Raw genomic sequence first — 22,879 nt, 5'->3', positions numbered from 1 at the left:
TTGTCCGAGCTCCAACCCGTGCCCTCCACGCCCGAGCCCGCCGGCGGCGTCCCCACACGGGCCACGCAGCGGGTCGCCGACCCCGCACGACCCCGCCTCTCGTGGTTCGCGCGCCGACGGCGAGCAGCGCTCGACCGTGCGTCCGCCCGCATCCACGACGGGCTCTGCGCCGAGGCCGGCCACGGGGAGGCGCCGTCATCCCCGGCGGGCGTCTCGGGCGGTGTCCTGGCGATCTCGGTGCTGGTGCTGCTGGGATACGCCACCACCGTGGTTCTGCTCGTCGTGGCCACGTTCGCGTCGAAGAACGCGGTCGCCTGGTTCGGTGTCGTGCTCGGCTGGCTGGTCGTGGCCGCGGTCTCGCCACGCCCTGGCCGTCTCGAGGACGTCCACCTGCTGCCGGCGCACGCCTACCCGAACACGCACGGTCTCGTCGCGGTCGTGGCCGAGGCCGTCGGTACGCCCAGGCCCGACCTCATCGCGGTGTCGACGGAGTTCAACGCCGGCGTGTCGCGGGTGGGTTGGGGGCGCCGTCAGGCCCTCGTCATCGGCCTCCCGCTCCGGACACTCTTGAGCGACGACGCCCGCGTCGCTCTGCTCGCGCACGAGATGGGCCACCTCCGCGGCGGAGACACGACCGTGGGCCATCTCGTCTGGACGGCACACGGCGTGCTCGGCCGTGCCGCCACCCTGCTCGTCCCCTTGCCGGCCGACGCGTACTCGGACTTCGTCGACTACCGGCGCGCGAGCTCCGAGGCCGTCATGAACGCCTTCGGATCCCTGGTGCTGCGGATCCTGTCCGTGCCGGCGACGCTCCTGCTGCTCCTCTTCGAGCGGCTCGCGGCGGTCGACTCGCAGCGACGCGAGTACCTCTCGGACCTCCGGGCCGCTGACGTCGCGGGCACCGCCGCGGTGGTTCGGCTCCTCGTCACGCTCGAGAGCGTGTCGGGCCTGCGAACGCTGACGGCCGCCGGTGTACGTCGCCGCGAGGACCCGTTCGCCGTCCTCGAGTCGGTGCGCGCACGTCCGGCCCCGACGGCCGAGCAGGTCGCCGCCGCCCGCCGCCGTGCCGAGGACCAGGACCTGCGTTGGGACGCGAGTCACCCGCGCGACGACCTGCGACTGTCGCTCGTCGAGGCACGCGACGCCGAGGGCACGCTGGCCCTGTCCGATACGGAGGACGCCGACGGTGAGCTGGCCCGGCTACGACCCGCTCTCACTCGACAGCTCGAGGACGAGCTGATCCACCCGAACACCTGAGGCCCGGTCGCGACCCACCGGAGGGCTGTGGTCCGGGCGCGCCGAGGTCCGGGCCGGATCGTCGGTGCCGGCGCGCGCGGCCTAGCCTTGGGGGATGGATCTCGGCCTCGACTTCGGCACCACGTACACCGTCGTCGCCCACGCCGACCGGGGCAACTACCCGGTGGTGGCCTTCCTCGACGAGGACGGAGACGCCCGTGACCACTTCCCGTCCGTCGTCGCGGACGACGGAGGGACGCTGCTCCACGGCTTCGCGGCGCTGGAGGCGGCCCGCCGGGGCGCGCCGTCCGCGCGTTCGTTCAAGCGGCTGCTCGCCGAGCCCCGCGTCACGCCGGACACCCCCATGCGCCTCGGCGACCGGCAGGTGCCGCTGTTCGACGTCCTGACCGGGCACTTCTCGGCCGTGCTGGACGCGCTCCGGACGGGCTCGAGCATCGAGGGCAGGCTGGATCGGACGGCCACACCGCGGGCCGTGCTCGGTGTACCCGCCCAGGCCAACAGCGCCCAACGCTTCCTCACGCTGGAGGCCTGCCGGCGGGCCGGCTTCGACGTGGCCGGCCTGGTCAACGAGCCCTCGGCCGCCAGCTTCGAGTTCGCCCACCGGCAGGCACGGTCGATCACGTCTCGGCGAGACCTCGTCATCGTCTACGACCTCGGCGGAGGCACCTTCGACGCGTCGTTGCTGCGGCTGTCGGGCACCCACCACGAGGTGCTCGACTCCTTCGGCGTCAACCGGCTCGGCGGGGACGACTTCGACCAGGAGCTCGCCGCGGTCGCCCTTCGGGCTGCCGGCCGTTCGGGCACCGAGCTGTCCGAGGTGTCGTGGGCGAGCCTGCTTGAGGAGTGCCGCGAGGCCAAGGAGCGGATCGGTCCGCAGTCCCGACGGGTCACCGTCGAGGTACCCGGGGTCGATGACGACGGCAGCACCGCAGTGACCGTTCCCGTCGACGACTTCTACTCCGCCGTGACGCCCCTCGTCGCGGCCACCACCGAGGCGATGGAGCCGCTGGTGCGGTCGCTCTCGGCCGACGACGACGGTGACGAGCTGCAGGGAGTGGCCGGCATCTACATCGTCGGCGGCGCGAGCGGCCTGCCGCTCGTCCCCCGCGTGCTGCGGTCGCGCTTCGGTCGTCGCGTGCACCGCTCCCCGCTGCCGAGCGCGTCCACGGCCGTCGGCCTCGCCATCGCGGCCGACCCCGACGCGGGGTTCTCGCTGCGCGACCGGCTCTCGCGCGGCTTCGGCGTCTTCCGCGAGCGCGAGGCCGGGGCTGCCGTGTCCTTCGACCCGGTGCTCGACCGATCGCTGCCGACCGCCGACGCGCTGGGCGAGCCGGAGTCCGCCGCCCCGGTGGTCGTGACCCGCCGGTACCAGGCGGCTCACAACATCGGCTGGTTCCGGTTCGTGGAGTACTCCTCGGTCGACGACCAGGGCGAGCCGCGCGGCGACCTCGCGCCGATGGCCCAGATCGTCTTCCCGTTCGACCCGGAGCTCCAGCAGGCGGCGGACCGGACCGCGAGCGGCGAGGCTCTCGACGCGTCGGTCCTGCAGGGCCTGCCCATCGTGCGCCTCGAGGCCGGGCCGCTGCTCGAGGAGCGCTACACCGTCGACTCGGACGGCATCGTCGAGCTCTCCCTCACCGACCTGACGACCGGCTACCGGCAGGAGCACGTGCTCCGCGTCTGAGCCGGGTGTGGACGGCGCCGCCCTTTTCGCGTTAATGTCATTGACATGAAAGAAGCGGCCCCCGCGTCACGGCCGTACGTCATGGATGCGCGGGCCCGCGCTGCGGCCGAGACGGGCGAGCGGATCCTGGACGCGACGGCCAGCCTCTTCGTCGAGGTCCCGTACGCCCGTCTCACGCTGGCCGGCGTCGCAGAACGGGCCGGCGTCACGGTGCAGACGGTGATCCGTCGCTTCGGCGACAAGGAGCGCCTGGTCGCCGCAGCCGCGGCACGCGGACGCGCCGCGGTGCAGGCCCAGCGTCAGGAGGCGCCGGTCGGCGACCTGCGAGGGATCGTGCACAACCTCGTCGAGCACTATGAGCAGGCCGGCGCGATCGCGCTCCGGCTGCTCGCCGAGGAGGAGTCCTCGCCGACCATCGCCGAGATCGCGCAGAGCGGCCGAGACCTCCACCGCCAGTGGTGCGCCCGCGTCTTCGCGCCGACCCTTGCGAACCTGCGTGGACCCGCACGCCGACGGCGTCTGGCCCAGCTCGTCGCCGTGTGCGACGTCCACACCTGGAACCTGCTGCGCACCGACGCCGGTCTGAGCCGGCGCCAGGTCACCGAGGCGCTGCTCGAGATCCTCGAGCCGCTCACCCAACCCGCTGCTGCGCCGAGCAGCTGAGCGATCGGAGCGACCATGTCCGTCGTCCTCGCCTACACCTCCCCCGCCATCGGTCACGTGTTCCCGATGACGCCGCTGCTGCTCGAGCTGCGACGGCGCGGCCACGACGTGCACGTCCGCACCCTGGCCTCCCAGGTGGAGACGCTGCGCGGGCTGGGGCTGTCCGTTCAGCCCATCGACCCCGCCGTCGCGGCCATCGGCCACACCGACTGGTCCGCCCGCGGTGCTCGGCGTGCTCTCGAGAGGACCGTCCTCACCTTCTGCGAACGGGCCGGCCTCGACGGACCGGACCTGCAACGGGCCATCGACGAGGTCCACCCCGACGTCGTGGTCGTCGACCTCAACGCCTGGGGCGCATCCCTGACCGCCGAGGCCTGGGGCGGACCGTGGGCCTTCTTCAGCCCGTACACCCCACCCATCCGCTCACGGGGCACACCGCCGTTCGGGCCGGGACTGGCACCGATCCCCGGACCCGTCGGACGCGTCCGCGACGCCCTGCTCCGACCGCTCGTGCTGGGCGCCGCCGAGGCGGCGATGACGCCCAGGATCAACGCCCTGCGCAGGCAGCGTGGCCTGCCGGTCGTGACGTCGGCCGACGCGTTCTTCCACCGCGCCGACGTGATGCTCGTGGCGACCGCCGAGCCGTTCGAGTACCCGCACCCCGACTGGAGCGGCCGGGTCGCCATGATCGGCGCGCTCCCCTGGGAACCTCCGGTCCAGGTCCCGGAGTGGCTCGACGACCTCGAAGGACCGCTGGCCCTGGTGACGACCTCCTCGGAGTACCAGGCCGACGGGGACCTCGTCCGGGCGGCGGTCGACGGCCTCGCCGGCGAGCCGTTCACCGTCGTCGTCACCGCACCGGCCGGCACGAGCGGGACCCACGGCGACGTCGCCGCTGCCGCGGGGAGGTCAGCAGGCAACGTCCGGGTCCTCGACTTCGTGCCGCACGGCCCCGTCCTGGAGCGGGCCGTCGTCGCCGTCACGCACGGCGGGATGGGCGCCACGCAGAAGGCTCTCGCCCGGGGGGTGCCGGTCTGCGTCGTCCCCTTCGGCCGCGACCAGCACGAGGTGGCCGCCCGCGTCGTGCACGCGCGTGCGGGGACCCGGTTGTCGCCACGCAGGCTGACGCCGGCGTCCTTGCGCCACAAGGTCCGTCAGGCGATGACCATGGCCGAGGGTGCGCGCCGGGTCGCCGCCGGCTACACCGCCGCGGGCGGGGCGGTGTCCGGGGCGGACCACGTGGAGGCGCTGCTCATCGGGCACTAGGTACGGTGCGCCGGCTCTTGCTCTTGTGGCGACCGTCGTCGTCGACGAACCTGTTGCCATGGACCCGATGGCCGACACACCGCACGGGCAGGGCATTCCGACGCACCAGACGGTGCCGATCGCGGACTACGGGTTCCTGTCGGACGGTGAGGTGGCGGCGCTCGTGGCTCCCGGCGGGGACGTCGACTGGATGTGCCTGCCGCGCTTGGACTCCCCGAGCGTCTTCGGCGCGATGCTCGGGCGGCACTCGGGGCGCTTCCGCCTGGGGCCCTCGGACGTGAGCGTGCCGTCGGCACGCCGCTACCTGCCGGGGACGATGGTGCTCGAGACGAGCTGGGGCACCCCGACGGGGTGGATCATCGTCCGGGACGTCCTGCTCATCGGTCCGTGGCACCACGACGACGGGGTGTCCCTGAAGCACCAGCGCACGCCCGTGGACTACGACTCCGAGCACACGCTCCTGCGCAACATCCGCTGCGTGTCGGGCGAGGTGCAGCTGGTGATGGAGTGCGAGCCCGTGCTCGACTACGGCCGTCGGACGGCGCGATGGGAGTACACCGACCGCGGTTACCACCAGGGGCGCGCATCGGCCGAGGGGTCCGACGTGTCGCTGACGCTGACGACGGATCTTCGTCTCGGCTTCGAGGGCGGGCAGGCCACGGCCCGGACGCTGCTCAAGGCCGGCGACGAGCGCTTTCTCGCCCTCTCGTGGGGGGCCGTCCCGCCACCGCTGACCAGCGCCGAGGCGCACGACCGGCTCGAGTGGACGGCGCACCACTGGCAGCACTGGCTCGCGCGCGGCCGCTTCCCCGACCACCCGTGGCGCAGCTACCTGCAGCGAAGCGCCCTGACGCTCAAGGGACTGACGTACGCCCCGACCGGAGCCATCGCGGCGGCCGCGACGACGTCGCTACCGGAGACCGTCGGGGGGGCACGCAACTACGACTACCGCTTCACCTGGATCCGTGACGCGACGTTCGCTCTGTGGGGCATGTACTCGCTCGGGTTCGACTGGGAGGCAGTCGACTTCTTCTCGTTCATCGCCGACGTCGCCGAGCGTGACGACGACCTGCAGATCATGTACGGGATCGGTGGAGAGCGTGACCTCTCCGAGTCGACGCTCGACCACCTGCCCGGGTACGCCGGCTCACGGCCGGTGCGCGTCGGCAACGCCGCCCACTCGCAGGTGCAGCACGACGTCTGGGGCGCGCTCCTCGACTCCGTGTACCTGCACTCGAAGGTCGCCGACCACCTGGACGGGCGGATCTGGCCGATCCTCGGCAAGCAGGTCGAGGCGGCCCTCAAGCACTGGCGGGAGCCGGACGCGGGCATCTGGGAGGTACGCGGCGAGCTGCAGCACTTCACCTCCTCGAAGATCATGTGCTGGGTCGCGGCGGACCGCGGTGCGCGCCTCGCCGCGATGATCGGCCAGGAGGCCGAGGCCTCCCAGTGGCGGCTGGCCGCCGACGAGATCAAGGCGGACGTCCTCGAACACGGCGTCGACGATCGCGGCGTGCTGACCCAGTACTACGGGACCGACGCCCTCGATGCGTCGCTGCTCCTGGCGCCGCTGGTGCGGTTCCTTCCGTCCGACGACCCGCGGATCCGGGCGACGGTGCTCGCGATCGCGGACGAGCTCACCGAGGACGGGTTGGTGCTGAGGTACCGGGTGGACGAGACCGATGACGGGTTCTCCGGCAAGGAGGGCACCTTCACGATCTGCTCGTTCTGGCTCGTGTCGGCGCTGTCCGAGATCGGGCAGCACCGGCGAGCTCACGAGCTGTGCGCCAAGCTGCTGTCGCTCGCCGGGCCGCTCGAGCTCTATGCCGAGGAGATCGACACCCACACCGGGCGCCACCTGGGCAACTTCCCGCAGGCGTTCACCCACCTGGCCCTGATCAACGCGGTCATGCACGTGATCGCCCACGAGCACGAATCTGGTCGGTCCGAGTGAGCCGGAACCGCCACCGGTTGAGCGGGGCCGGGCCTTGCCACGGCACTCACGTCTCGCACGATGACGCGGAGGTCCCCGAGGCCTGGTGGGGATGGCGCGGGCGAGCCCCGGCGGCAGGCAGCCGGACGGCGACGTGCAGTCCGCCACCCGGACGCGGGGTGAGCGTGAGGGTCCCGTCGTGTGCCCGGACGATGCTGTCCACGATGGCGAGGCCGAGGCCGACACCGGCGTGCTCGGTTCGCGTGCGTCCGGCCCCGCGTTGGAAGGGCTCGGCGAGCGTGCCGACCAGGGCGGCGTCGAGGTGCTCACCGGTGCTCTCGACGGTGAGCACGACGCTCCCCTCGGTCGGCGCGCTGGTCGTGACCCACACCGTGCCGCCCCGAGGCAGGTTGTGGACGATCGCGTTGTGCGCGAGGTTCGTCGTCATCTGTTGCAGGAGCACCGGCGACCCGAGCGTCGAGGCGGTGTCGCCCGAGGTCTCGATGGCGACACCACGCTCCTCTGCCAGCGGGAGCAGCGTCTCGGCGGCGTCCTCCGCGAGCAGTGACAGGTCGACCTCCTCCCGGGTGAAGGAGCGCTGGCCGGACCGGCTGAGCAGGAGCAGCGCCTCGGTGAGCCGGACTGCCCTGGCGTTGAGGTCGAGGAGCCGTCCGACGAGCTGCCCGTGGTCGTGGTCCGGGTCCTTGCGGGCCACCTCGAGGAGGGTCTGGGTGATCGCGAGGGGGGTGCGCAGCTCGTGCGAGGCGTTGGCGGCGAAGCGCCGCTGTTCGGCGACGTGTGCCTCGAGCCGCGCGAGCATGGTGTCGAAGGCGTCTGCGAGCTCACGGAACTCGTCGCTGCGGCCCTCGAGCCGGACCCGGTGCGCCAGCGAGCCGGTGGCCGCGACGCGGGTCGCCTCGGTGATCCGGCTCAGGGGCGCCAGCATCCGTCCGGCAAGCAGCCACCCCCCGACGAGGCCGAACGCGAGAAGGAACGTCAGCGCCTGGACGGCGCGCGGCGTGAACGCATCGAGGAGGTCGGAGCGCGTCGGGGTGAAGGGGCCCGGCAGGCCCGGACCGGTGCGCGTGTGCTCGGGCACGTAGCGCAGGAGGAAGACCCAGACCGTCGCCAGCAGCAAGGTGCCCGCGACCATGAGGAAGCCCGTGTAGCTGAGCGTGAGCTTGAGGCGGACGCTCAGGCCCGGCGGCCTAGGCACCCGGACCGCCCCGACCGGCGTCCGGCCCTGCGTCGATGCGGTAGCCGACGCCGGGAACCGTGGCGATGACCCACGGTTCGCCGAGTCGCTTGCGCAGCGCCGAGACCGTGATGCGGACGGCGTTGGTGAACGGGTCGGCGTTCTCGTCCCAGGCCCGCTCGAGCAGCTCTTCGGCGCTGACGACACCGCCGTCCGCACCCACGAGGACCTCGAGCACCGCGAACTGCTTCCGGGTGAGGCCGACGTACCGACCGTCGCGGTAGACCTCGCGGCGGAACGGGTCGAGCCTCAGACCTGCGATCTCGCGCACCGGTGGTCGGCTGTGGGTGCGCCGGCGGTCGAGCGCCCGGAGGCGGAGCACGAGCTCCCTCAGCTCGAACGGCTTGGTGAGGTAGTCGTCGGCGCCGAGCTCGAAGCCCGAGGCCTTGTCCTCGATGCGGTCGGCCGCCGTCAGCATGAGGATCGGCGTCCCGGCACCGGACTCGACGATGTGCCTGGCGATCTCGTCGCCGCTGGGTCCAGGGACGTCGCGGTCGAGCACGGCGATGTCGTACGCGTTGACGGCCAGCAGCTCCAGGGCGAGGTCGCCGTCCCCGGCCGTGTCGGCCGCGATCGCCTCCAGCCGCAGGCCGTCACGGATGGCTCCTGCGAGCAGGGGCTCGTCCTCGACGACCAACACGCGCATGCGCCAAGGATAGGGACCGCGCCCCTATCGTCCGCGTATCGAAAACGGCATACGCGCCGGCAACGCGGCCCGGGCTTGGCTGGGCGGCATGTTCCCGTTCCAGCACTCCTCGGCGCGACGGCACCGCCGTCGGTCGGCCCTGCCCACCGTCCTCGGCATCGTCATCGTGCTGGTGGGCGTCACCGCCTGCCGCGCGCCGGCCGATGGGTCGGCAGCACCACCCGGGGTTGCCGAGCCGTCCGTGCACGCCTCCTACGAGCGCATCCGAGCGACTGCCTCCCTCCACGCCCCCGGTGAGCTGACCGGCGACACGCACGGACTCGGCGTCGCGGACGGTCGGCTCCCTGACGGTGTCACGGCGTTCGACACCGGGTTCCCGGCCCTGAGCAAGCTCGACCCGGCCCTGGTCCGCGCCCTCCGCAGGGCCACGACGGCTGCCGAGCGGCAGGGGGTCACGATCTTCGTCAACAGCGGCTGGCGCTCGGCGGCCTACCAGGACCGGCTGCGCGACGAGGCGGTCACCAGGTACGGCACGGGTGCGGAGGCCTCCCGCTGGGTCGCCGACGCAGCCGCGTCCCCCCACGTCGCGGGAGAGGCGGTCGACGTCGGGGAGCTCGACGCCACCACGTGGCTCTCGCAGCACGGGGCGACATACGGCCTGTGCCAGGTCTACGCCAACGAGCCCTGGCACTACGAGCTCCGCGCCGATGCCGGCGAGCGTGGCTGCCCGGCGATGTTCAGCGACCCGTCGCACGACCCCCGGATGCAGCAGTGACGGGCCGACGCCGCCTCGGCGCGCTGTTCGGCCTCTACCTCGCCCTCCTCGGGTGGGCCGTGCTGTGGAAGCTCGACGTCCCGTGGACCGGCAGCGAGCGCGTCGTCAAGCTCGTTCCGTTCGTGGCGACCCGGCAGGCCGGTGCCAGCGCGCCGTCCGAGGTCGCGGCGAACCTCCTGCTCTTCGTCCCGTTCGGCGTGTACCTGGGTCTCCTGCGCCGGGAGCGACCGGGACGGACGGTCGCTCCAACCGCAGCGGGGGCCAGCCTGGCCCTGGAGCTCGCGCAGTACGTGCTCGGTGTGGGGAGGTCGGACACCACCGACATCATCGTCAACACCGCCGGTGCTCTGGCCGGACTCGCTGTGCTCGCCCTCGTCCGGCGCCGGCTCCGGGTCCGGACCGTCGCGGTGCTGGTCCGGGTCTGCGTGGTCGGGACCGCGGTCGCCGTGGTCGGCGCAGCCCTCTACGTCGCCTCGCCGTGGCAGGTGGTGCACGTGCGTGACGCCGGGCCCCTGGCGCGTCTGGACAGCCCGGGCAGGGGGTGACCGGACGCCGCGGGCCATCGCCGGAGCCGGTGACGCCCGGTGCGCCGTCGCGTCAGTGCTCGTCCGGCGTCTGCGTGGACTCGTGTCGTGTCCGTTCGGGATCCTCGGTGCGCTCGTCCGACTCGGCGAGGATGGCCCGTGCCTGGGTCTCGGGGTCGTCGCTGCCCGCGGCCTGCTCCTCCGGTAGGAGCTCTGCGCGCGCCTCGACGCGGTCCTCCGCGGGTCCGTCGCTCATCGTTCGACGGTACCCGCGCAGGTCCCCGGGTGCGACTCACCGGAACGTCCAACGCCTGGCGCACGATCGGGTCGGTGTCGCCTGCTGGTCTGGTCAGCTCGACGCGTCAGGTGGAGGCAACCCTCTACGTCCCCAACGCCTACTACACCAACGACTACGACATCGGCCAGGTGCGCCTCGTCGTCACGTACAAGGTGCTCGCCTGAGTCGCGCCTCGGCGCGCGCGATGACGCCCTCAGCGGGATCGGGACACCCCGACCGCTCAGCATTGCTCCACGGCACGAGCCGGCTGGCGCGGCACGGATGGTGACTCGCCACACGGAGCAATGCTGAGCGCCGCGAGGGTCACCCGCCCGGCGCTCGGCGTCTCGCCCGGCTCGGCGTCGGCTGGGTTCTCGGGTCCGTGGACCTCCTCGATGCCGTCCGGGACCGTGCCGTACCGACGGCCGCCGGCGCTGCGGTGCCTGCAGGGCTCAGCCCCAGTAGTCGTCCATCGGCTCGGCTGCGTCGTCGCGGGCAGAGCTGCCACGCCGCTCGGTGACCGTGAACCGGCCCCGGTAGAAGAGCATCGGCCGGCCGGCCTCGCCGTCCTCGAGGCCGCGGACGCGACCGATGACGACGTCGTGGTCACCGGCCACGTGCACCTGCTCCACGGTGCAGTGCACGCGGACGATGGCCCCCGGGAGGCTCGGACCGCCGTGCTCGGAGGGTGTCCACTCCAGCCCGTCGAAGCGACGTCCCGCCCTCGAGCCGAACCGGGCCACGACGTCACGCTGCTCGTGCTCGAGGACGTTGACGGTGAAGCGTGCCTGGTCGCGCATCCGCGGCCAGGACCGCCCGCGGTGGTCGGCACAGAAGAGGACGAGCGGCGGGCGCAGGGACACCGAGGCGAAGGACTGGCACGCGAAACCGACCGGTTCGCCGTCCGCCGCGTATCCGGTGACGATCGTGACCCCGGTCGCGAAGTGCCCGAGCGCGTGGCGCAGGTGCTCCGGCGAGGGGTCGACCGGCGTCACGTCGGTCACGGTCGCTCTCCCTGCCCCGGCTCCCGGGCCTCGCCGAACGCCTGCACGAGCGCCGCGAGCCGCGAGGCCTCGTGCCCGGCGACGTCGCCGTCGGCCTTCTGGATCGCCATGACGGCCACGGTGTCACCGTCCTCGAGGTCGAGGCTGACCCAGGGCTCACCGCCGCCGAACTGCACGCCCACGACCTCCGCCCACTCGAGCGTCCGGGTCACGACGAGGTTGCGCACGACGAGCCCGTCACGGCTCGGCACCGCGACGATCGTCGCGTAGCGCCACGCGACCGCGGCGAGGACGACGCCGAGGCCGAAGAGCATGAGACGGTCGACGAGGCCCCAGTGACCGATGGTCTGGGCCGGCATGAGCAGTGCGATGGCGCCGAAGAGCACGAGGGAGCCCCACACCGCGACGAGGGCGACGACCCGTCCGCGGCGCGGGCGGAACGGCGCCAGCGCGTCACCCTCGTGGTGCGGGGCGACGGGGGCGGGGTCGTCGCTCACAGCCGGCACGCGGCGATGTCGGTGACGAGGATGGCTCGCGCCCCGAGGTCGTAGAGCTCGTCCATGAGGCGGTTGCGCCCCACCTGCGGCACCATCGCGCGGACGGCGACCCAGGCCTCGTCCTGCAGCGGCGACACCGTCGGTGACTCGAGGCCGGGCGTCAGCTCGGTGGCCCGGTCGACGAGCTCGCGCGGGCAGTCGTAGTCGAGCATGACGTAGGTGCGGGCGGTGATGACGCCGGCCAGGCGACGCTGGAGGACCGCGACGGCCTGGTCCTCTCCGGGCCGGTCTCCGCGCACGAGGACGGCCTCCGAGTGCAGGATCGGCTCGCCGAAGACCTCGAGGCCCTGCTGGCGCAGCGTCGTGCCGGTCTCGACGACGTCGGCGATGACGTCGGCGACGCCGAGGGTGATCGCGGTCTCGACCGCACCGTCGAGACGCACGACCTCTCCGGTCACGCCGCGCCGCTCGAGGTCCGAGCGCACGAGCCCGGCGTACGACGTGGCGACGCGCTTGCCGGCGATCTCCTCGATCGACGCGACGTGCCCCGGGCGTGCGGCGTACCGGAACGTCGACGCGCCGAACCCGAGCGTCATGACCTCGATGGCGCCGGAGCCGGAGTCGAGCAGCAGGTCGCGGCCGGTGACACCGGCGTCGACGGTGCCGGAGCCGACGTAGACGGCGATGTCGCGGGGGCGCAGGTAGAAGAACTCGACGTCGTTGTCGTGGTCGGTGACGACGAGCTCCTTGGTGTCGCGACGCGTCCGGTAGCCCGCCTCGCGGAGCATGTCGACGGTCGCCTCGGACAGGGAGCCCTTGTTGGGCACGGCGATGCGGAGCATGGGTGGTCCTCGGAAGTCGTTGTGGCGGTGAGCGGCCCGCGCCTCAGAGGTGCGCGTACACGTCGTCGAGCGAGATGCCCTTGGCGAGCATGAGGACCTGCAGATGGTAGAGCAGCTGGCTGATCTCCTCGGCGGCCTCGTCCGTGGTCTGGTGCTCCGCGGCCATCCACACCTCGGCGGCCTCCTCGACGATCTTCTTGCCGATGGCGTGCACCCCGGCGTCGAGGGCCGCGACGGTGCCCGAGCCCTCGGGCCGCGTCGCCGCCTTGTCGGCGAGCTCGGCAAACAGCTGTTCGAAGGTCTTCACGAGGCCCAAGCGTACGGGGGCCGTGCTCACCGCCCCGACCCCGCTCACTCCGTGGCGGACCGGGCCGCCGGGACGACGCGGGGGCCCCCGCTGCCTCCGGCTCCGGGCGGCGCCACGCGCGCGAGGGCGACGACGGTGGCGACCGCCGCGGTGGCCGCCTCGTGCCCCTTGTCCTCGGCCGAACCGGGCAGGCCGGCGCGGTCGAGGGCCTGCTGCTCGTCGTCACAGGTCAGCACGCCGAAACCGACCGGCGTGCCGGTTCGGACCGCGACGTCGGTCAGCCCGACGGTCGCGGCCTGGCAGACGTACTCGAAGTGTGGCGTGCCGCCGCGGATGACGACGCCGAGGGCCACGAGCGCGTCGTACCACTCCGCGAGTCGCGCGCAGGCGACCGGTAGCTCGAAGGTGCCCGGCACCCGCACGACGTCGACGTGCTCGACCCCGGCGTCGCGCAGGCCCCGGCGGGCGCCGTCGAGCAGCCCGTCCATGACCGTCTGGTGCCAGCTCGCGGCGACGACGGCGACGCGCAGGCCCCGCCCGTCGGTCCTGATGGTGGGGGCGCCGTCCTTCATGCCGTCTCCTGTCCGTGTTCATGGTGCTGTCGGTGTTGCTGTGGGTGCCGCCCGGGCACCGGGCCGCCACCGGTCGGGATGTCGTGGCCGAGGCGCTCGCGCTTGGTGATGAGGTACTGCTCGTTGTCGCGACCCACCGGACCGTGCAGCCCCTCCACGGCCACGACGTCGAGGCCGAGGTGGCGCAGCGCCTGGACCTTGCGCGGGTTGTTCGTCAGCAGCACGACGGCCTCCACCCCCAGGTCGTGCAGCATGGCGGCGCCGGCGGCGTACTCGCGCGCGTCGACCGGCAGCCCGAGCGCGGTCTGCGCGTCGACGGTGTCGGCGCCGCGGTCCTGCTGGGCGTAGGCCCGCAGCTTGTCGACGAGCCCGACACCGCGCCCCTCGTGCCCGCCGAGGTAGACGACGACGCCCCCCTCGGCGCCGACGCGCGACAGCGACGCCTGCAGCTGCGGACCGCAGTCGCAGCGCAGCGAGCCGAAGGCGTCGCCGGTCAGGCACTCGGAATGCATCCGGGTCAGCACCGGGCCGGTCCCGGTGAGACCCTGCAGGCCGCGGGGACTGACGAGCGCGACGTGCTCGTCGCCGGTCAGGGTGTCGCGATAGCCGTGCGCGGTGAAGGTGCCGTGGACCGTGGGGATCCGGGTCGTGGCGAGCCGCTCGACGCGGTCGTGGCGCTGGCGGTGCTCGACGAGCTGTTCGATGGTGACGACCGGCAGACCGAACTCACGGCCGAGCGCCACGACGGCGTCGAAGCGCATCATCCGGCCGTCGTCGTGGACGAGCTCACCGATGACGCCCACGGGCTCGAGGCCGGCCAGGCGCGTCAGGTCGACCGCGGCCTCGGTGTGCCCGGCTCGCGTCAGCACGCCTCCCGGTCGGGCGCGCAGCGGCAGGATGTGTCCGGGGCGGATGAGGTCCGCGGGAGTCGACGCGGGGTCCGCGAGCACCTGCGCGGTGCGCAGGCGGTCGGCCGCGCTGATCCCCGTCGTGACCCCCGACGCGGCGTCCACCGAGACCGTGTAGGCCGTCCGGAGCGGGTCGCGGTTCTCGGCGACCATGAGCGGCAGGTCGAGGCGGTCCGCCACGGCGTCCGGTACCGGCGCGCAGAGGTAACCCGACGAGTGCCGGATCGTCCATGCCATCCACTCCTCGGTGGCGGTCGCGGCGGCCAGCACGAGATCGCCCTCGTTCTCGCGGTCCTCGTCGTCGAGGACGAGCACGGGCCGGCCGGCGCGCAGCGCGTCGAGGGCCTCCTCGACCGTCGACAGGCCGCTCATGGCGCGACCTCCTCGCGGGCGGCCGGTCGGTACCGGAGCAGACGTTCGACGTACTTGGCGATGACGTCGACCTCGAGGTTGACGACCTCACCGGTTCCCTTGTGCCCCAGGGTCGTCAGTGCGAGCGTCGTCGGGATGAGCGAGACGGTGAAGGCATCGTCGGTGACCGACGCGACCGTGAGCGAGACGCCGTCGACCGTGATCGAGCCCTTCTCGACGACGTAGCCGGCGAGGTCGGCGGGGAGCGTCAGCTCGACGGTCTCCCAGCGGTCGCCGGGCGTGCGCCCCGTGATCGTCGCGGTGCCGTCGACGTGACCCTGCACGACGTGGCCGCCGAAGCGTCCGTCGGCGGGCATGGCGCGCTCCAGGTTGACGCGGTCGCCCGCGCGCAGCGCGCCGAGCGAGCTGCGGCGGAGCGTCTCGGCCATGACGTCGACGGCGAAGCCCTCGGCGTCGTGCTCGGTCACGGTCAGGCACACGCCGTTGACGGCGATCGAGGCGCCGTGCACGGCGTCGGACACGACGAGCGGACCGGTGATGCGGAGCACGGCGGAGTCCGCGCCGTGCTCGATGGCCGCGACGGTGCCGAGCTCCTCGACGATTCCGGTGAACATGGGACTACTCCTTGGTGGTGGCGTGGATGCGCACGTCTCCGTCGACGAGCGTCACGTCCGTGGTGTGCAGGCGGAGGGTGTCGGCGACCGTGCCGACCCCGAGGTCGGCCACGGCGGTCGGACCGGACCCCAGGAGGGCCGGCGCGAGATAGGCGTAGACGTCGTCGACGAGCCCAGCGGCGAGGAAGGCACCCGCGAGCGTCGGCCCTCCCTCGAGCCAGACGTCACGGATCCCCTTGTCCCACAGCCGCTCCAAGGCCTCCTTGGGATCATGCGTGCGCAGGTGCAGCACGTCGCCGGGCCCGGCGTGCACGGCCGCGGAGGCGGGCACGTCGCGCAGGCCCATGACGACGCGGAGCGGTTGGACGGGGACGTCGGTGCCCGACGCGTCGCGCACGGTCAGACGCGGGTCGTCGGCGAGGAGGGTGCCGGTGCCGACGAGGACCGCGTCACGGGTCGAGCGCAGCCGGTGCACGTCGGCCCGGGCGCCCGGACCGGTGATCCAGCGGCTCGTGCCGTCGGCGGCGGCGCTGCGCCCGTCGAGCGTGGCGGCGAACTTCCACGTCACGAGGGGGCGGCCGAGCGCGACCGTGCGCGCCCAGCGGGCGTTGAGCTCGGCCGCCTCGTCGGCGAGCAGCCCACCGGTGACCTCGACCCCGGCCGCGTGCAGGTGCTCGGCCCCGCCGGCGGCGTCGGGGTTCGGGTCGCTCTGGGCGAAGACGACCCGGGCCACGCCGGCCTCGACGAGGGCCGCCGCGCAGGGCCCGGTACGCCCGTGGTGGGCGCACGGCTCGAGCGTCACGTAGGCGGTCGCGCCGACGGCGCGCTCCCGCGCGTCGGCGAGGGCGTCGATCTCGGCGTGGGGCGTCCCGGCCCCGTGGTGGAACCCCTCCCCGGCGACGGTGCCGTCGGGTGCGACGAGGACGCAGCCGACGCGCGGGTTGGGGTCGGGCCACGGGCCGGACGCGGCGAGGTGGAGTGCTCGCCGCATCCAGGCCGTGGCCACCGTGTCACGCATGTGGTGCTCCGGTCAGCCGGTCTTGGCGGGGGTGAGGTCGGGCTCGACGTCGACGCGGTCGCTCGTGCGAGTCACCTTGACCCACTGGAGGAAGCCGTAGACGACGAACAGGCCGTAGAAGATGTAGAGCACCGACGTCGGCACGTAGTCGGTGGCGAAACCGAGCGGCACCCCGACGAGGTCGACGGCGATCCACGCGAGCCAGAACTCGTTCCAGCCGCGGGCCATCGCGTACGTGGCGACGATCGAGCCGACGAAGATCCACGCGTCGCACCAGAAGAACCACCACTGCGGCGCCCAGAACGGGTTGGGGGCGGCCTCGGACAGCATCCGGAAGACCTGCGCGGCGATGACGGTGCCCACGAGCCAGAACGCGACCGACACGGTGCGCTCGCGCCCGGTGGCCCAGCGCGGGGTGATGGCCACCCCAGACGCGTCACCGGCGTGGTTGAGCCGGCGCACCTGGCTCCAGCGCCACCAGCCGTAGACGCTCGTGACGATGAAGAAGATCTGCCGGCCGGCCTGGCCGAAGAGCGGGATGCGCTGGTCGGCACCGAAGAGGGCGCCGGTGTAGACGAAGAAGAGCAGGATGTTGGCGACGATCCCGACGGGCCAGGCCCAGACGAGGCGCTTCATCCCGAGGTAGGCGGACGCGACGCCGATGAGGACGCCGACGAGCTCGGTCCAGTGCAGCTGGTAGGGACCGATGGGGATGGCGGCGTCGAGGACCTGCTGGAACAGGTTCTGCGATGCGCCCGCTGCTGCGAGTGTGACCATGTGGTGTTCGTCCTCGGAGGTTCGTGGTGTGTGTCGGACGAACTCCGGGGGTACTCCACAGGTCGGGTCTGGCTGGCGCGGACCTCACGGGTGCGCGCGCACCGGCCGACGACGGCCTGTCTCGTGCTGCCTCCCATCCGGACTTTCACCGTCGGTCCTGGAATCTCACCAGGTCAACCGGCCGCTGGATGCGGTCGGGTCGCGGACTGTAACCGCCGGCTCGGAATTACACCGACCCCGGAGCACGTGCCTCCCAGTATGCACCCGGCCCACGCTGCCCTGCACCCGGCGTCCACGGTGACGCCGACCACGGTCTTCGCGGGACTTCGCGGGCGAGGGGTCAGTGGCGATGGCGCTCGGCGAGGAGGCGCAGCTGCTCGACCGCGGCGGCCGCGTCCTCGGCCCCGTAGACGGCCGATCCGGCGACGAACACGTCGGCACCGGCCTCGGCGCACTGCTCGATCGTGTCAGCGCTGACGCCACCGTCGACCTGCACCCAGATCTCGCCGCCGTGGCGCCGCACGGCCTCGCGCACCTGCGCGACCTTGGGCATCTGGTCGGCCATGAACGACTGGCCGCCGAACCCGGGCTCGACGGTCATGACGAGGACCATGTCGAGCTCGGGAAGGAGGTCCTCGTACGGCGCGAACGGCGTACCCGGCTTGATCGCCATCGACGCGCGGGCACCGGCCGCCCGCAGCGTCCGGGCCAGCGCGCGGGCGTCCCGTGCCGCCTCCACGTGGAAGGTCACCGACTGGCAGCCGGCCTCGGCGTACATCGGCGCCCACCGGTCGGGGTCCTCGATCATCAGGTGCGCGTCGACCGGGACCGGGCTGACCTTGAGCAGGGCCTCGACGACGGGAAGGCCGAGGGTCAGGTTGGGCACGAAGTGGGCGTCCATGACGTCGACGTGGGCCCAGTCGGCGTTGCCGATGCGGCGCAGCTCGGACTCGAGGTTGGCGAAGTCCGCGGACAGGATGCTCGGGGAGATCTGCACGCGCACAGCCTAGGGGCCGTCCCAGGCGCGGCCGCGGGGCGTCAGTCCACGCAGAGGCAGAACGGGTGGCCGGCCGGGTCGAGGAAGACCCGGAAGCTCGTGCCGGGCTGATGGTCGTGCCGCGTCGCACCGAGGGCGAGGACGTCGGGCTCGGCGGCGTCGAGGTCGTCGACGACGACGTCGACGTGCATCTGCTGCGGCACCTGCTGGCCGGGCCACTCCGGGGCCTGGTAGCCCTCGACCTGCTGGAAGCAGATGCACTGGCCGTTCTCGGCGCGCACCTCGCCCCACCCGTCGGACACCTCGACCGACCAGTCGAGCAGGGCACCGTAGAACGTTGCGAGAGCGGCCGCGTCAGGGCAGTCGATGACGAAGCTGGGATAGCGGGCGATGGCCATGACCCGGACCGTATCGGCAGTTCCGGACGTTCGGCGTCCGCAGCGGGCGGGCGGCTGCACGGCGACTCGAGGGCGTCACCGACAGGAGTGCGCGCTTGCGGCAGGAGGGGCCGGTGCACGGCGCACCTCTGGCGGAAGGGTGCAGCACTGGCGGCAGAGGTGTGCGCCTCTGGCGCACGCGCGCGCCTGGGGCGCACCTGCGGGTCCGCGCTCAGCGCCGACGCAGCAGGGCGAGGAACATCGCGTCGGTGCCGTGGACGTGGGGCCAGAGCTGGACGAAAGGTCCCTCGCCGAGACCGTCGAGCCGACGACCGGACGCGTCGCGGAACAGGTCACGGGCATCGACGAGCTCGACGTCGTCGCGCTTCTTCAGCACGTCGGTGACGACGAACCGCGTCTCGTTGAGGTGCGGGCTGCACGTGGCGTAGGCGACGAGGCCGCCCCGGGCCGTGGCGTCGATGGCCGACGCGAGCAGCTCACGCTGCAGGCCGGCGAGCGCGGCGACGTCGCCCGGGCTGCGGCGCCACCGCGCCTCGGGGCGGCGGCGCAGGGCGCCGAGGCCGGTGCAGGGCGCGTCGACGAGGACCCGGCTGTACCGGCCCGGCTCGTCGTCGCCGACGTCGCGGCCGTCACCGTGGCGCACCTCGACCGTCGTGCCGGCGTCGGCGGCTGCGGCGCGCGCCGCGTGGAGGGTCTGGCGCACGAGGTCGGCGCGGTGGTCGCTGACCTCGTTGGCCACGAAGGGAGTCCGCCGCTGGACGGCGATGGCCGCAAGGAGCCCGGCCTTGCCACCCGGCCCGGCGCACAGGTCGAGCCACCGCTCGTCGGCCGCCGCATCGTCGGTGACCTCGGCCGCGGCCAGGGCGAGCGCGAGCAGCTGCGAGCCCTCGTCCTGCACGGCGGCCCGCCCCTGCCGGACCGCCGCCAGAGCGCCGGGGTCACCCTCGGGCAGCACGGCCCCGACCGGGCTCGTCCACGACGGCTCGGCGCCGGCGTCGACGAGCTCCTCGACGGTGCTCAGGCCCGGCCGGGCGACGAGCGCGACGCGGGGCGGTGCGTTGTCGGCGGCGAGCAGCGCCGCGAGCGGCTCGTCGACGTCGGAGGCCGTCGCGGCTCCGTGACCGATGAGCGCGGCGCGCAGCGCCTTGACGACCCAGGCGGGGTGCGAGGTGCGGACGGCGAGCGCCTCGACCGGGTCGGTGGTGCGGGCCGTCACCGCCTCGAGCCACGCGTCGAGGTCGCGCTCGCTGATCCGGCGCATGACGGCGTTGACGAACCCCGCCGCCCCGGCCCCGTTCACCTGCCGCGCGAGGGCGACCGTCTCGTCGACAGCAGCGTGCGTCGGCACCCGCATGCCGATCAGCTGGTGCGCCCCGAGGCGGATGGTGTCGAGGACGCGCGGGTCGATCCTGTCGACGGGGCGGTCGGCGGCGACGGCCGCGATGGCGTCGTAGAGCCCGCGCAGACGCGTCGCCCCGTACACGAGCTCGGTGGCGAAACCGGCGTCACGGCCGCTGATCCGCTTCTCGCGCAGGTGCTTCGGCAGCGCGAGGTTGGCGTAGGCACCCTGCGCGACGTCGCGCATGACGGTGTAGGCGGCCAGGCGCGCCGGGTCGGTGCGGCGAGCGCGCTCGGACGGGCGTTGCGAGGACCGGTGCTGGGCCGAGCGACTGCGCGCCGGCGGACGCTCGCGCTCCCCTCGCCGGTCAGGCCGGTCGGGCCGGTCGGGCACGTCGCGCCCGGTCTGCTCGTCACTCACCGCCGAGCACCTCCCCCGCCCCGACGCGGCTCCCGCGGGCCCAGTCGGCGGCAGGCATCGGCTTCTTGCCGTGGGCCTGCACGGTGCCGAGACGGACCGGCACCGTGCCGGTACCGACGAAGACGGCCCGCTTCGTGACGAGCAGCCGGCCCGGTGGCAGCGTCTCCTCGTCGGGGACCTCGCCGGGAGCGACCGGCGTCACGGGGGCGAGCTTGAACCGCTCGCCACGGAACGTCGTCCACGCTCCCGGCGACGGGGTGCAGCCGCGCACGAGGCGGTCGACGGCGGTGGCCGGGTGGGTCCACGTGATGCGCGCGTCCTCGACCTCGATCTTCGGGGCGAGCGACACGCCCTCCGCCGCTTGCGGGACCGCGACGAGCTCCCCGCTCTCGATGCCGTCGAGCGTGGCGACGAGCAGACCCGCTCCGGCGGAGGCCAGGCGGTCGAGCAGGTCGCCGGCGGTGTCGGTGGGCCGGATCGGCTCGGTCATGACGCCGTAGACGGGCCCGGTGTCCAGGCCCTTCTCGATGCGGAACGTCGAGGCGCCGGTGACCTCGTCGCCGGCCATGATGGCGTGCTGCACCGGCGCGGCACCGCGCCAGGCGGGCAGGAGCGAGAAGTGCAGGTTGACCCAGCCCCGGGTCGGGACGTCGAGAGCGGCCTGCGGGATGAGGTTGCCGTAGGCGACGACGGGACACGCGTCGGGCGCGAGGGCACGCAGCGCGTCGAGGAGCTCCGGCTCACCCAGCCGCGCCGGGGTCAGCACGGGCACGCCGAGCTCCTCGGCCCGGCGACGCACCGGCGAGGCCTCGAGCCGGCGGCCGCGGCCGGCGGGAGCGTCCGGACGCGTCACCACTCCGACGAGCTCGTGGCCCGAGGCGGCGACGGCGTCGAGGCTCGGCAGGGCCACCTCGGGGGTGCCGGCGAAGACGACCCTCACAGCGCGCGGCCGAACGTCGAGTGCGGGCTGATGCGGACCTCTGGCGGGTTCTCGGCGAACCACTCCGCCTCGCGGATCGCGCGCATCGCCGCCTTGCGCGCCTCGGGGTCGAGGCGGTCGACGAAGAGGATGCCGTCGAGGTGGTCGGTCTCGTGCTGGACGGCTCGGGCGAGCAGCTCGGTGCCCTCGAGGACGACGGGCTCGCCCCACATGTTCTGGCCCTTCGCCACGACGGACAGGGCGCGCTTCGTGTCGAAGGCGAGGCCGGGGATCGACAGGCACCCCTCCGGGCCGTCCTGCTCCTCCTCGGACAGCTGCAGGTCGGGGTTGACGAGGTGGCCGAGGATGCCGTCGACGTAGTAGGTGAACACCCGCAGCCCGACGCCGAGCTGGGGCGCGGCGAGGCCCGCGCCGGGAGCGTCGAGCATGGTGTCCTCCAGGTCCTTGACGAGGACCCGGAGCTCCTTGTCGAAGTCGACGACCTCGGCGGCGCGGCTGCGCAGCACCGGGTCGCCGAAGAGGCGGATGTCCTTGATCGACACGGAGGCGGGTCCTTCGGGTGGGTCCGGGCGGGCTGCGGCCGATTCTAGGCCCGGGGACGAGGGGCGCCACGCCGGGCATCTTGTGCCAAATCCCTCCGAAACGGGGCGAATGGGTGCACCGTGGGACTGCCACGTTCCTCGTGCGCTCTGGCCACTCGGCCGCAGTCACCCCACCCCCGGAGGACGTTCCGTGCAGCAACTCACCACCACCGGCCGCCGTCGCGGCCTCGTCCGCAGCGTCCGACGCGTCCTGCTGGCCGCGTCGGCCGCCGTGTTCCTGCTCCCCTCCGGCGCCGCGACCGACCTCGTCGCCGCGGCGCCCGCGACCAAGCACTTCATCACCAACCTCCACGGCTCGACCGCACCTCGCGCGCTCGGCTACACGGTGTTCGACACCGGGCCGTCGGGTGTCGCGAGCCTGCCGAGCGGCGTCCAAGGCCTCGTGTGGCTCGGCCAGAAGTGCCCGACGCCGGCCGACGCGACGTTCCGCGCGACCGTCGACCGGCTCGCGGCCAACCCGAGAGTGTTCGGCTACTACCTGTCCGACGAGCCGCACATCTCCGCCTGCCCGCGGGGGCCGGCCGCCCTCGCGAGCCGTGCGGACTACATCCGCTACCGCAGCCGCGGCACGCAGAAGTCGTTCATCGTCCTGTCGAAGATCGCCGACTACAAGCCGTTCCGTCCGGCGGCCAGCCACGTCGACCTCGTCGGCCTCGACCCGTACCCGTGCTCGACGGCCTCCCCCACCTGCCCGGTGACGAAGATCCGCGAGAAGGTCACCGCCGCCCGTGGCGCGGGCATCCCGCTCGGGGCGATCGTGCCGGTGTTCCAGACCTTCGGCCAGCAGAACATCGCCGGCGGCTACTACCGACTGCCGACGGCCACGCAGATGCAGGCGATGCTCGCCGAGTGGCGCCGGCTCGTCCCGACGCCGGTCATGGACTACTCCTACGGCTGGGGCCACCAGAGCTCGTCGAACCCGACGCTCGTCGACTCGCGGTCCCTGCAGCGGGTGATGGCCGCGCACAACGGCGTCACCATCCGCTGATCCG

26 protein-coding genes and 1 riboswitch are annotated in these 22,879 nt (G+C 73.2%); of the genes, 9 read left to right on the top strand and 17 right to left on the bottom strand.

What is annotated here, in order from left to right; all coding sequences use genetic code 11:
• The 5 genes from ACPYOM_RS00720 to ACPYOM_RS00700 all read left to right on the top strand — a co-directional run bounded on the left by ACPYOM_RS00720 (position 1) and on the right by ACPYOM_RS00700 (position 6,824).
• Positions 1-1,257 (top strand): M48 family metalloprotease, encoded by a 1,257-nt coding sequence (locus ACPYOM_RS00720; protein ID WP_481344492.1) that lies wholly within the window; start codon positions 1-3, stop codon positions 1,255-1,257.
• A 94-nt stretch (positions 1,258-1,351) separates the two neighbouring features.
• Complete coding sequence (locus ACPYOM_RS00715) at positions 1,352-2,941, top strand: Hsp70 family protein (protein WP_481344491.1); 1,590 nt, start codon at positions 1,352-1,354, stop codon at positions 2,939-2,941.
• A 45-nt stretch (positions 2,942-2,986) separates the two neighbouring features.
• On the top strand, positions 2,987-3,604 hold the full coding sequence (locus ACPYOM_RS00710; RefSeq protein WP_481344490.1) for a TetR/AcrR family transcriptional regulator: 618 nt from the start codon (positions 2,987-2,989) through the stop codon (positions 3,602-3,604).
• Positions 3,605-3,619: 15 nt separating this feature from the next.
• Positions 3,620-4,870 carry a glycosyltransferase gene (locus tag ACPYOM_RS00705; protein WP_481344489.1) on the top strand — a complete coding sequence of 417 codons (1,251 nt, stop codon included), beginning with the start codon at positions 3,620-3,622 and terminating at the stop codon, positions 4,868-4,870.
• A 67-nt stretch (positions 4,871-4,937) separates the two neighbouring features.
• Positions 4,938-6,824 (top strand): glycoside hydrolase family 15 protein, encoded by a 1,887-nt coding sequence (locus ACPYOM_RS00700; RefSeq protein ID WP_481344488.1) that lies wholly within the window; start codon positions 4,938-4,940, stop codon positions 6,822-6,824.
• A 46-nt stretch (positions 6,825-6,870) separates the two neighbouring features.
• Here ACPYOM_RS00700 and ACPYOM_RS00695 read toward each other — a convergent pair whose 3' ends face one another.
• Both ACPYOM_RS00695 and ACPYOM_RS00690 read right to left on the bottom strand, forming a co-directional pair.
• Complete coding sequence (locus tag ACPYOM_RS00695) at positions 6,871-8,001, bottom strand: sensor histidine kinase (protein ID WP_481344504.1); 1,131 nt, start codon at positions 7,999-8,001, stop codon at positions 6,871-6,873.
• Between the two features lie 10 nt (positions 8,002-8,011).
• On the bottom strand, positions 8,012-8,704 hold the full coding sequence (locus ACPYOM_RS00690) for a response regulator transcription factor (RefSeq protein ID WP_481342562.1): 693 nt from the start codon (positions 8,702-8,704) through the stop codon (positions 8,012-8,014).
• 88 nt (positions 8,705-8,792) lie between these two features.
• On the opposite strand from ACPYOM_RS00690, the gene ACPYOM_RS00685 reads away from it, so the two are divergent.
• Positions 8,793-9,479 carry a M15 family metallopeptidase gene (locus ACPYOM_RS00685; RefSeq protein WP_481344487.1) on the top strand — a complete coding sequence of 229 codons (687 nt, stop codon included), beginning with the start codon at positions 8,793-8,795 and terminating at the stop codon, positions 9,477-9,479.
• Complete coding sequence (locus tag ACPYOM_RS00680; protein WP_481344486.1) at positions 9,476-10,024, top strand: VanZ family protein; 549 nt, start codon at positions 9,476-9,478, stop codon at positions 10,022-10,024. The genes ACPYOM_RS00685 and ACPYOM_RS00680 overlap by 4 nt, the downstream gene beginning before the upstream one ends.
• A gap of 52 nt (positions 10,025-10,076) precedes the next feature.
• Here the strand turns inward: ACPYOM_RS00680 and ACPYOM_RS00675 are convergent, their stop codons facing one another.
• Positions 10,077-10,259, bottom strand: a complete 183-nt coding sequence (locus ACPYOM_RS00675; protein WP_481342559.1) for a hypothetical protein — start codon at positions 10,257-10,259, stop codon at positions 10,077-10,079.
• 29 nt (positions 10,260-10,288) lie between these two features.
• On the opposite strand from ACPYOM_RS00675, the gene ACPYOM_RS00670 reads away from it, so the two are divergent.
• On the top strand, positions 10,289-10,465 hold the full coding sequence (locus ACPYOM_RS00670) for a hypothetical protein (protein WP_481344485.1): 177 nt from the start codon (positions 10,289-10,291) through the stop codon (positions 10,463-10,465).
• Positions 10,466-10,732: 267 nt separating this feature from the next.
• Here the strand turns inward: ACPYOM_RS00670 and ACPYOM_RS00665 are convergent, their stop codons facing one another.
• The 14 genes from ACPYOM_RS00665 to def all read right to left on the bottom strand — a co-directional run bounded on the left by ACPYOM_RS00665 (position 10,733) and on the right by def (position 21,827).
• Complete coding sequence (locus ACPYOM_RS00665; protein WP_481342557.1) at positions 10,733-11,284, bottom strand: flavin reductase family protein; 552 nt, start codon at positions 11,282-11,284, stop codon at positions 10,733-10,735.
• A complete protein-coding gene (locus tag ACPYOM_RS00660) occupies positions 11,281-11,781 on the bottom strand; it encodes a PH domain-containing protein (protein WP_481342556.1) in 501 nt (166 codons plus the stop codon). Before ACPYOM_RS00660 ends, ACPYOM_RS00665 begins: the two co-directional genes overlap by 4 nt.
• On the bottom strand, positions 11,778-12,623 hold the full coding sequence (hisG, locus tag ACPYOM_RS00655; protein ID WP_481342555.1) for an ATP phosphoribosyltransferase: 846 nt from the start codon (positions 12,621-12,623) through the stop codon (positions 11,778-11,780). The genes ACPYOM_RS00660 and hisG overlap by 4 nt, the downstream gene beginning before the upstream one ends.
• Positions 12,624-12,666: 43 nt before the next feature.
• Positions 12,667-12,930, bottom strand: a complete 264-nt coding sequence (locus ACPYOM_RS00650; RefSeq protein WP_481342554.1) for a phosphoribosyl-ATP diphosphatase — start codon at positions 12,928-12,930, stop codon at positions 12,667-12,669.
• 44 nt (positions 12,931-12,974) lie between these two features.
• Positions 12,975-13,502: a 6,7-dimethyl-8-ribityllumazine synthase gene (ribH, locus tag ACPYOM_RS00645; protein ID WP_481344484.1), complete on the bottom strand. Its 528-nt coding sequence runs from the start codon at positions 13,500-13,502 to the stop codon at positions 12,975-12,977.
• Positions 13,499-14,782, bottom strand: coding sequence for a 3,4-dihydroxy-2-butanone-4-phosphate synthase (gene ribB, locus ACPYOM_RS00640; RefSeq protein ID WP_481344483.1), 1,284 nt, complete (start codon positions 14,780-14,782; stop codon positions 13,499-13,501). The genes ribH and ribB overlap by 4 nt, the downstream gene beginning before the upstream one ends.
• A complete protein-coding gene (locus ACPYOM_RS00635; protein ID WP_481344482.1) occupies positions 14,779-15,396 on the bottom strand; it encodes a riboflavin synthase in 618 nt (205 codons plus the stop codon). The genes ribB and ACPYOM_RS00635 overlap by 4 nt, the downstream gene beginning before the upstream one ends.
• 4 nt (positions 15,397-15,400) lie before the next feature.
• Positions 15,401-16,414 carry a bifunctional diaminohydroxyphosphoribosylaminopyrimidine deaminase/5-amino-6-(5-phosphoribosylamino)uracil reductase RibD gene (gene ribD / locus ACPYOM_RS00630; protein ID WP_481344481.1) on the bottom strand — a complete coding sequence of 338 codons (1,014 nt, stop codon included), beginning with the start codon at positions 16,412-16,414 and terminating at the stop codon, positions 15,401-15,403.
• A 12-nt stretch (positions 16,415-16,426) separates the two neighbouring features.
• Positions 16,427-17,191: a nicotinamide riboside transporter PnuC gene (pnuC, locus tag ACPYOM_RS00625; protein WP_481344480.1), complete on the bottom strand. Its 765-nt coding sequence runs from the start codon at positions 17,189-17,191 to the stop codon at positions 16,427-16,429.
• Positions 17,192-17,311: 120 nt separating this feature from the next.
• A riboswitch (FMN riboswitch) is annotated at positions 17,312-17,440 on the bottom strand.
• Between the two features lie 91 nt (positions 17,441-17,531).
• Positions 17,532-18,188 carry a ribulose-phosphate 3-epimerase gene (gene rpe / locus ACPYOM_RS00620; protein WP_481343625.1) on the bottom strand — a complete coding sequence of 219 codons (657 nt, stop codon included), beginning with the start codon at positions 18,186-18,188 and terminating at the stop codon, positions 17,532-17,534.
• 41 nt (positions 18,189-18,229) lie between these two features.
• On the bottom strand, positions 18,230-18,586 hold the full coding sequence (locus ACPYOM_RS00615) for a VOC family protein (protein ID WP_481343624.1): 357 nt from the start codon (positions 18,584-18,586) through the stop codon (positions 18,230-18,232).
• Between the two features lie 211 nt (positions 18,587-18,797).
• Positions 18,798-20,345, bottom strand: coding sequence for an RsmB/NOP family class I SAM-dependent RNA methyltransferase (locus tag ACPYOM_RS00610; protein WP_481344479.1), 1,548 nt, complete (start codon positions 20,343-20,345; stop codon positions 18,798-18,800).
• A complete protein-coding gene (gene fmt, locus ACPYOM_RS00605; RefSeq protein ID WP_481344478.1) occupies positions 20,338-21,285 on the bottom strand; it encodes a methionyl-tRNA formyltransferase in 948 nt (315 codons plus the stop codon). Before fmt ends, ACPYOM_RS00610 begins: the two co-directional genes overlap by 8 nt.
• On the bottom strand, positions 21,282-21,827 hold the full coding sequence (gene def / locus ACPYOM_RS00600; protein ID WP_481343621.1) for a peptide deformylase: 546 nt from the start codon (positions 21,825-21,827) through the stop codon (positions 21,282-21,284). The genes fmt and def overlap by 4 nt, the downstream gene beginning before the upstream one ends.
• Before the next feature lie 190 nt (positions 21,828-22,017).
• On the opposite strand from def, the gene ACPYOM_RS00595 reads away from it, so the two are divergent.
• Positions 22,018-22,875, top strand: coding sequence for a hypothetical protein (locus ACPYOM_RS00595; RefSeq protein WP_481344477.1), 858 nt, complete (start codon positions 22,018-22,020; stop codon positions 22,873-22,875).
• Positions 22,876-22,879 lie beyond the last annotated feature (4 nt).

The sequence above is a fragment of the Monashia sp. HAY1-2A genome (assembly GCF_056755315.1).
The sequence above is the reverse complement of the archived record's forward strand: the minus strand, read 5'-3'. Positions and strand labels throughout refer to the sequence as shown.

What these genes read in the sequence shown, in the direction of transcription:
- ACPYOM_RS00715 (WP_481344491.1), top strand. Translation starts at nt 1,352, where the DNA reads ATGGATCTCGGCCTCGACTTCGGCACCACGTACACCGTCGTCGCCCAC.
- ACPYOM_RS00710 (WP_481344490.1), top strand. Translation starts at nt 2,987, where the DNA reads ATGAAAGAAGCGGCCCCCGCGTCACGGCCGTACGTCATGGATGCGCGG.
- ACPYOM_RS00705 (WP_481344489.1), top strand. Translation starts at nt 3,620, where the DNA reads ATGTCCGTCGTCCTCGCCTACACCTCCCCCGCCATCGGTCACGTGTTC.
- ACPYOM_RS00700 (WP_481344488.1), top strand. Translation starts at nt 4,938, where the DNA reads ATGGCCGACACACCGCACGGGCAGGGCATTCCGACGCACCAGACGGTG.
- ACPYOM_RS00690 (WP_481342562.1), bottom strand. Translation starts at nt 8,704, where the DNA reads ATGCGCGTGTTGGTCGTCGAGGACGAGCCCCTGCTCGCAGGAGCCATC.
- ACPYOM_RS00685 (WP_481344487.1), top strand. Translation starts at nt 8,793, where the DNA reads ATGTTCCCGTTCCAGCACTCCTCGGCGCGACGGCACCGCCGTCGGTCG.
- ACPYOM_RS00675 (WP_481342559.1), bottom strand. Translation starts at nt 10,259, where the DNA reads ATGAGCGACGGACCCGCGGAGGACCGCGTCGAGGCGCGCGCAGAGCTC.
- hisG (WP_481342555.1), bottom strand. Translation starts at nt 12,623, where the DNA reads ATGCTCCGCATCGCCGTGCCCAACAAGGGCTCCCTGTCCGAGGCGACC.
- ribH (WP_481344484.1), bottom strand. Translation starts at nt 13,502, where the DNA reads ATGAAGGACGGCGCCCCCACCATCAGGACCGACGGGCGGGGCCTGCGC.
- ribB (WP_481344483.1), bottom strand. Translation starts at nt 14,782, where the DNA reads ATGAGCGGCCTGTCGACGGTCGAGGAGGCCCTCGACGCGCTGCGCGCC.
- ACPYOM_RS00635 (WP_481344482.1), bottom strand. Translation starts at nt 15,396, where the DNA reads ATGTTCACCGGAATCGTCGAGGAGCTCGGCACCGTCGCGGCCATCGAG.
- ribD (WP_481344481.1), bottom strand. Translation starts at nt 16,414, where the DNA reads ATGCGTGACACGGTGGCCACGGCCTGGATGCGGCGAGCACTCCACCTC.
- pnuC (WP_481344480.1), bottom strand. Translation starts at nt 17,191, where the DNA reads ATGGTCACACTCGCAGCAGCGGGCGCATCGCAGAACCTGTTCCAGCAG.
- ACPYOM_RS00615 (WP_481343624.1), bottom strand. Translation starts at nt 18,586, where the DNA reads ATGGCCATCGCCCGCTATCCCAGCTTCGTCATCGACTGCCCTGACGCG.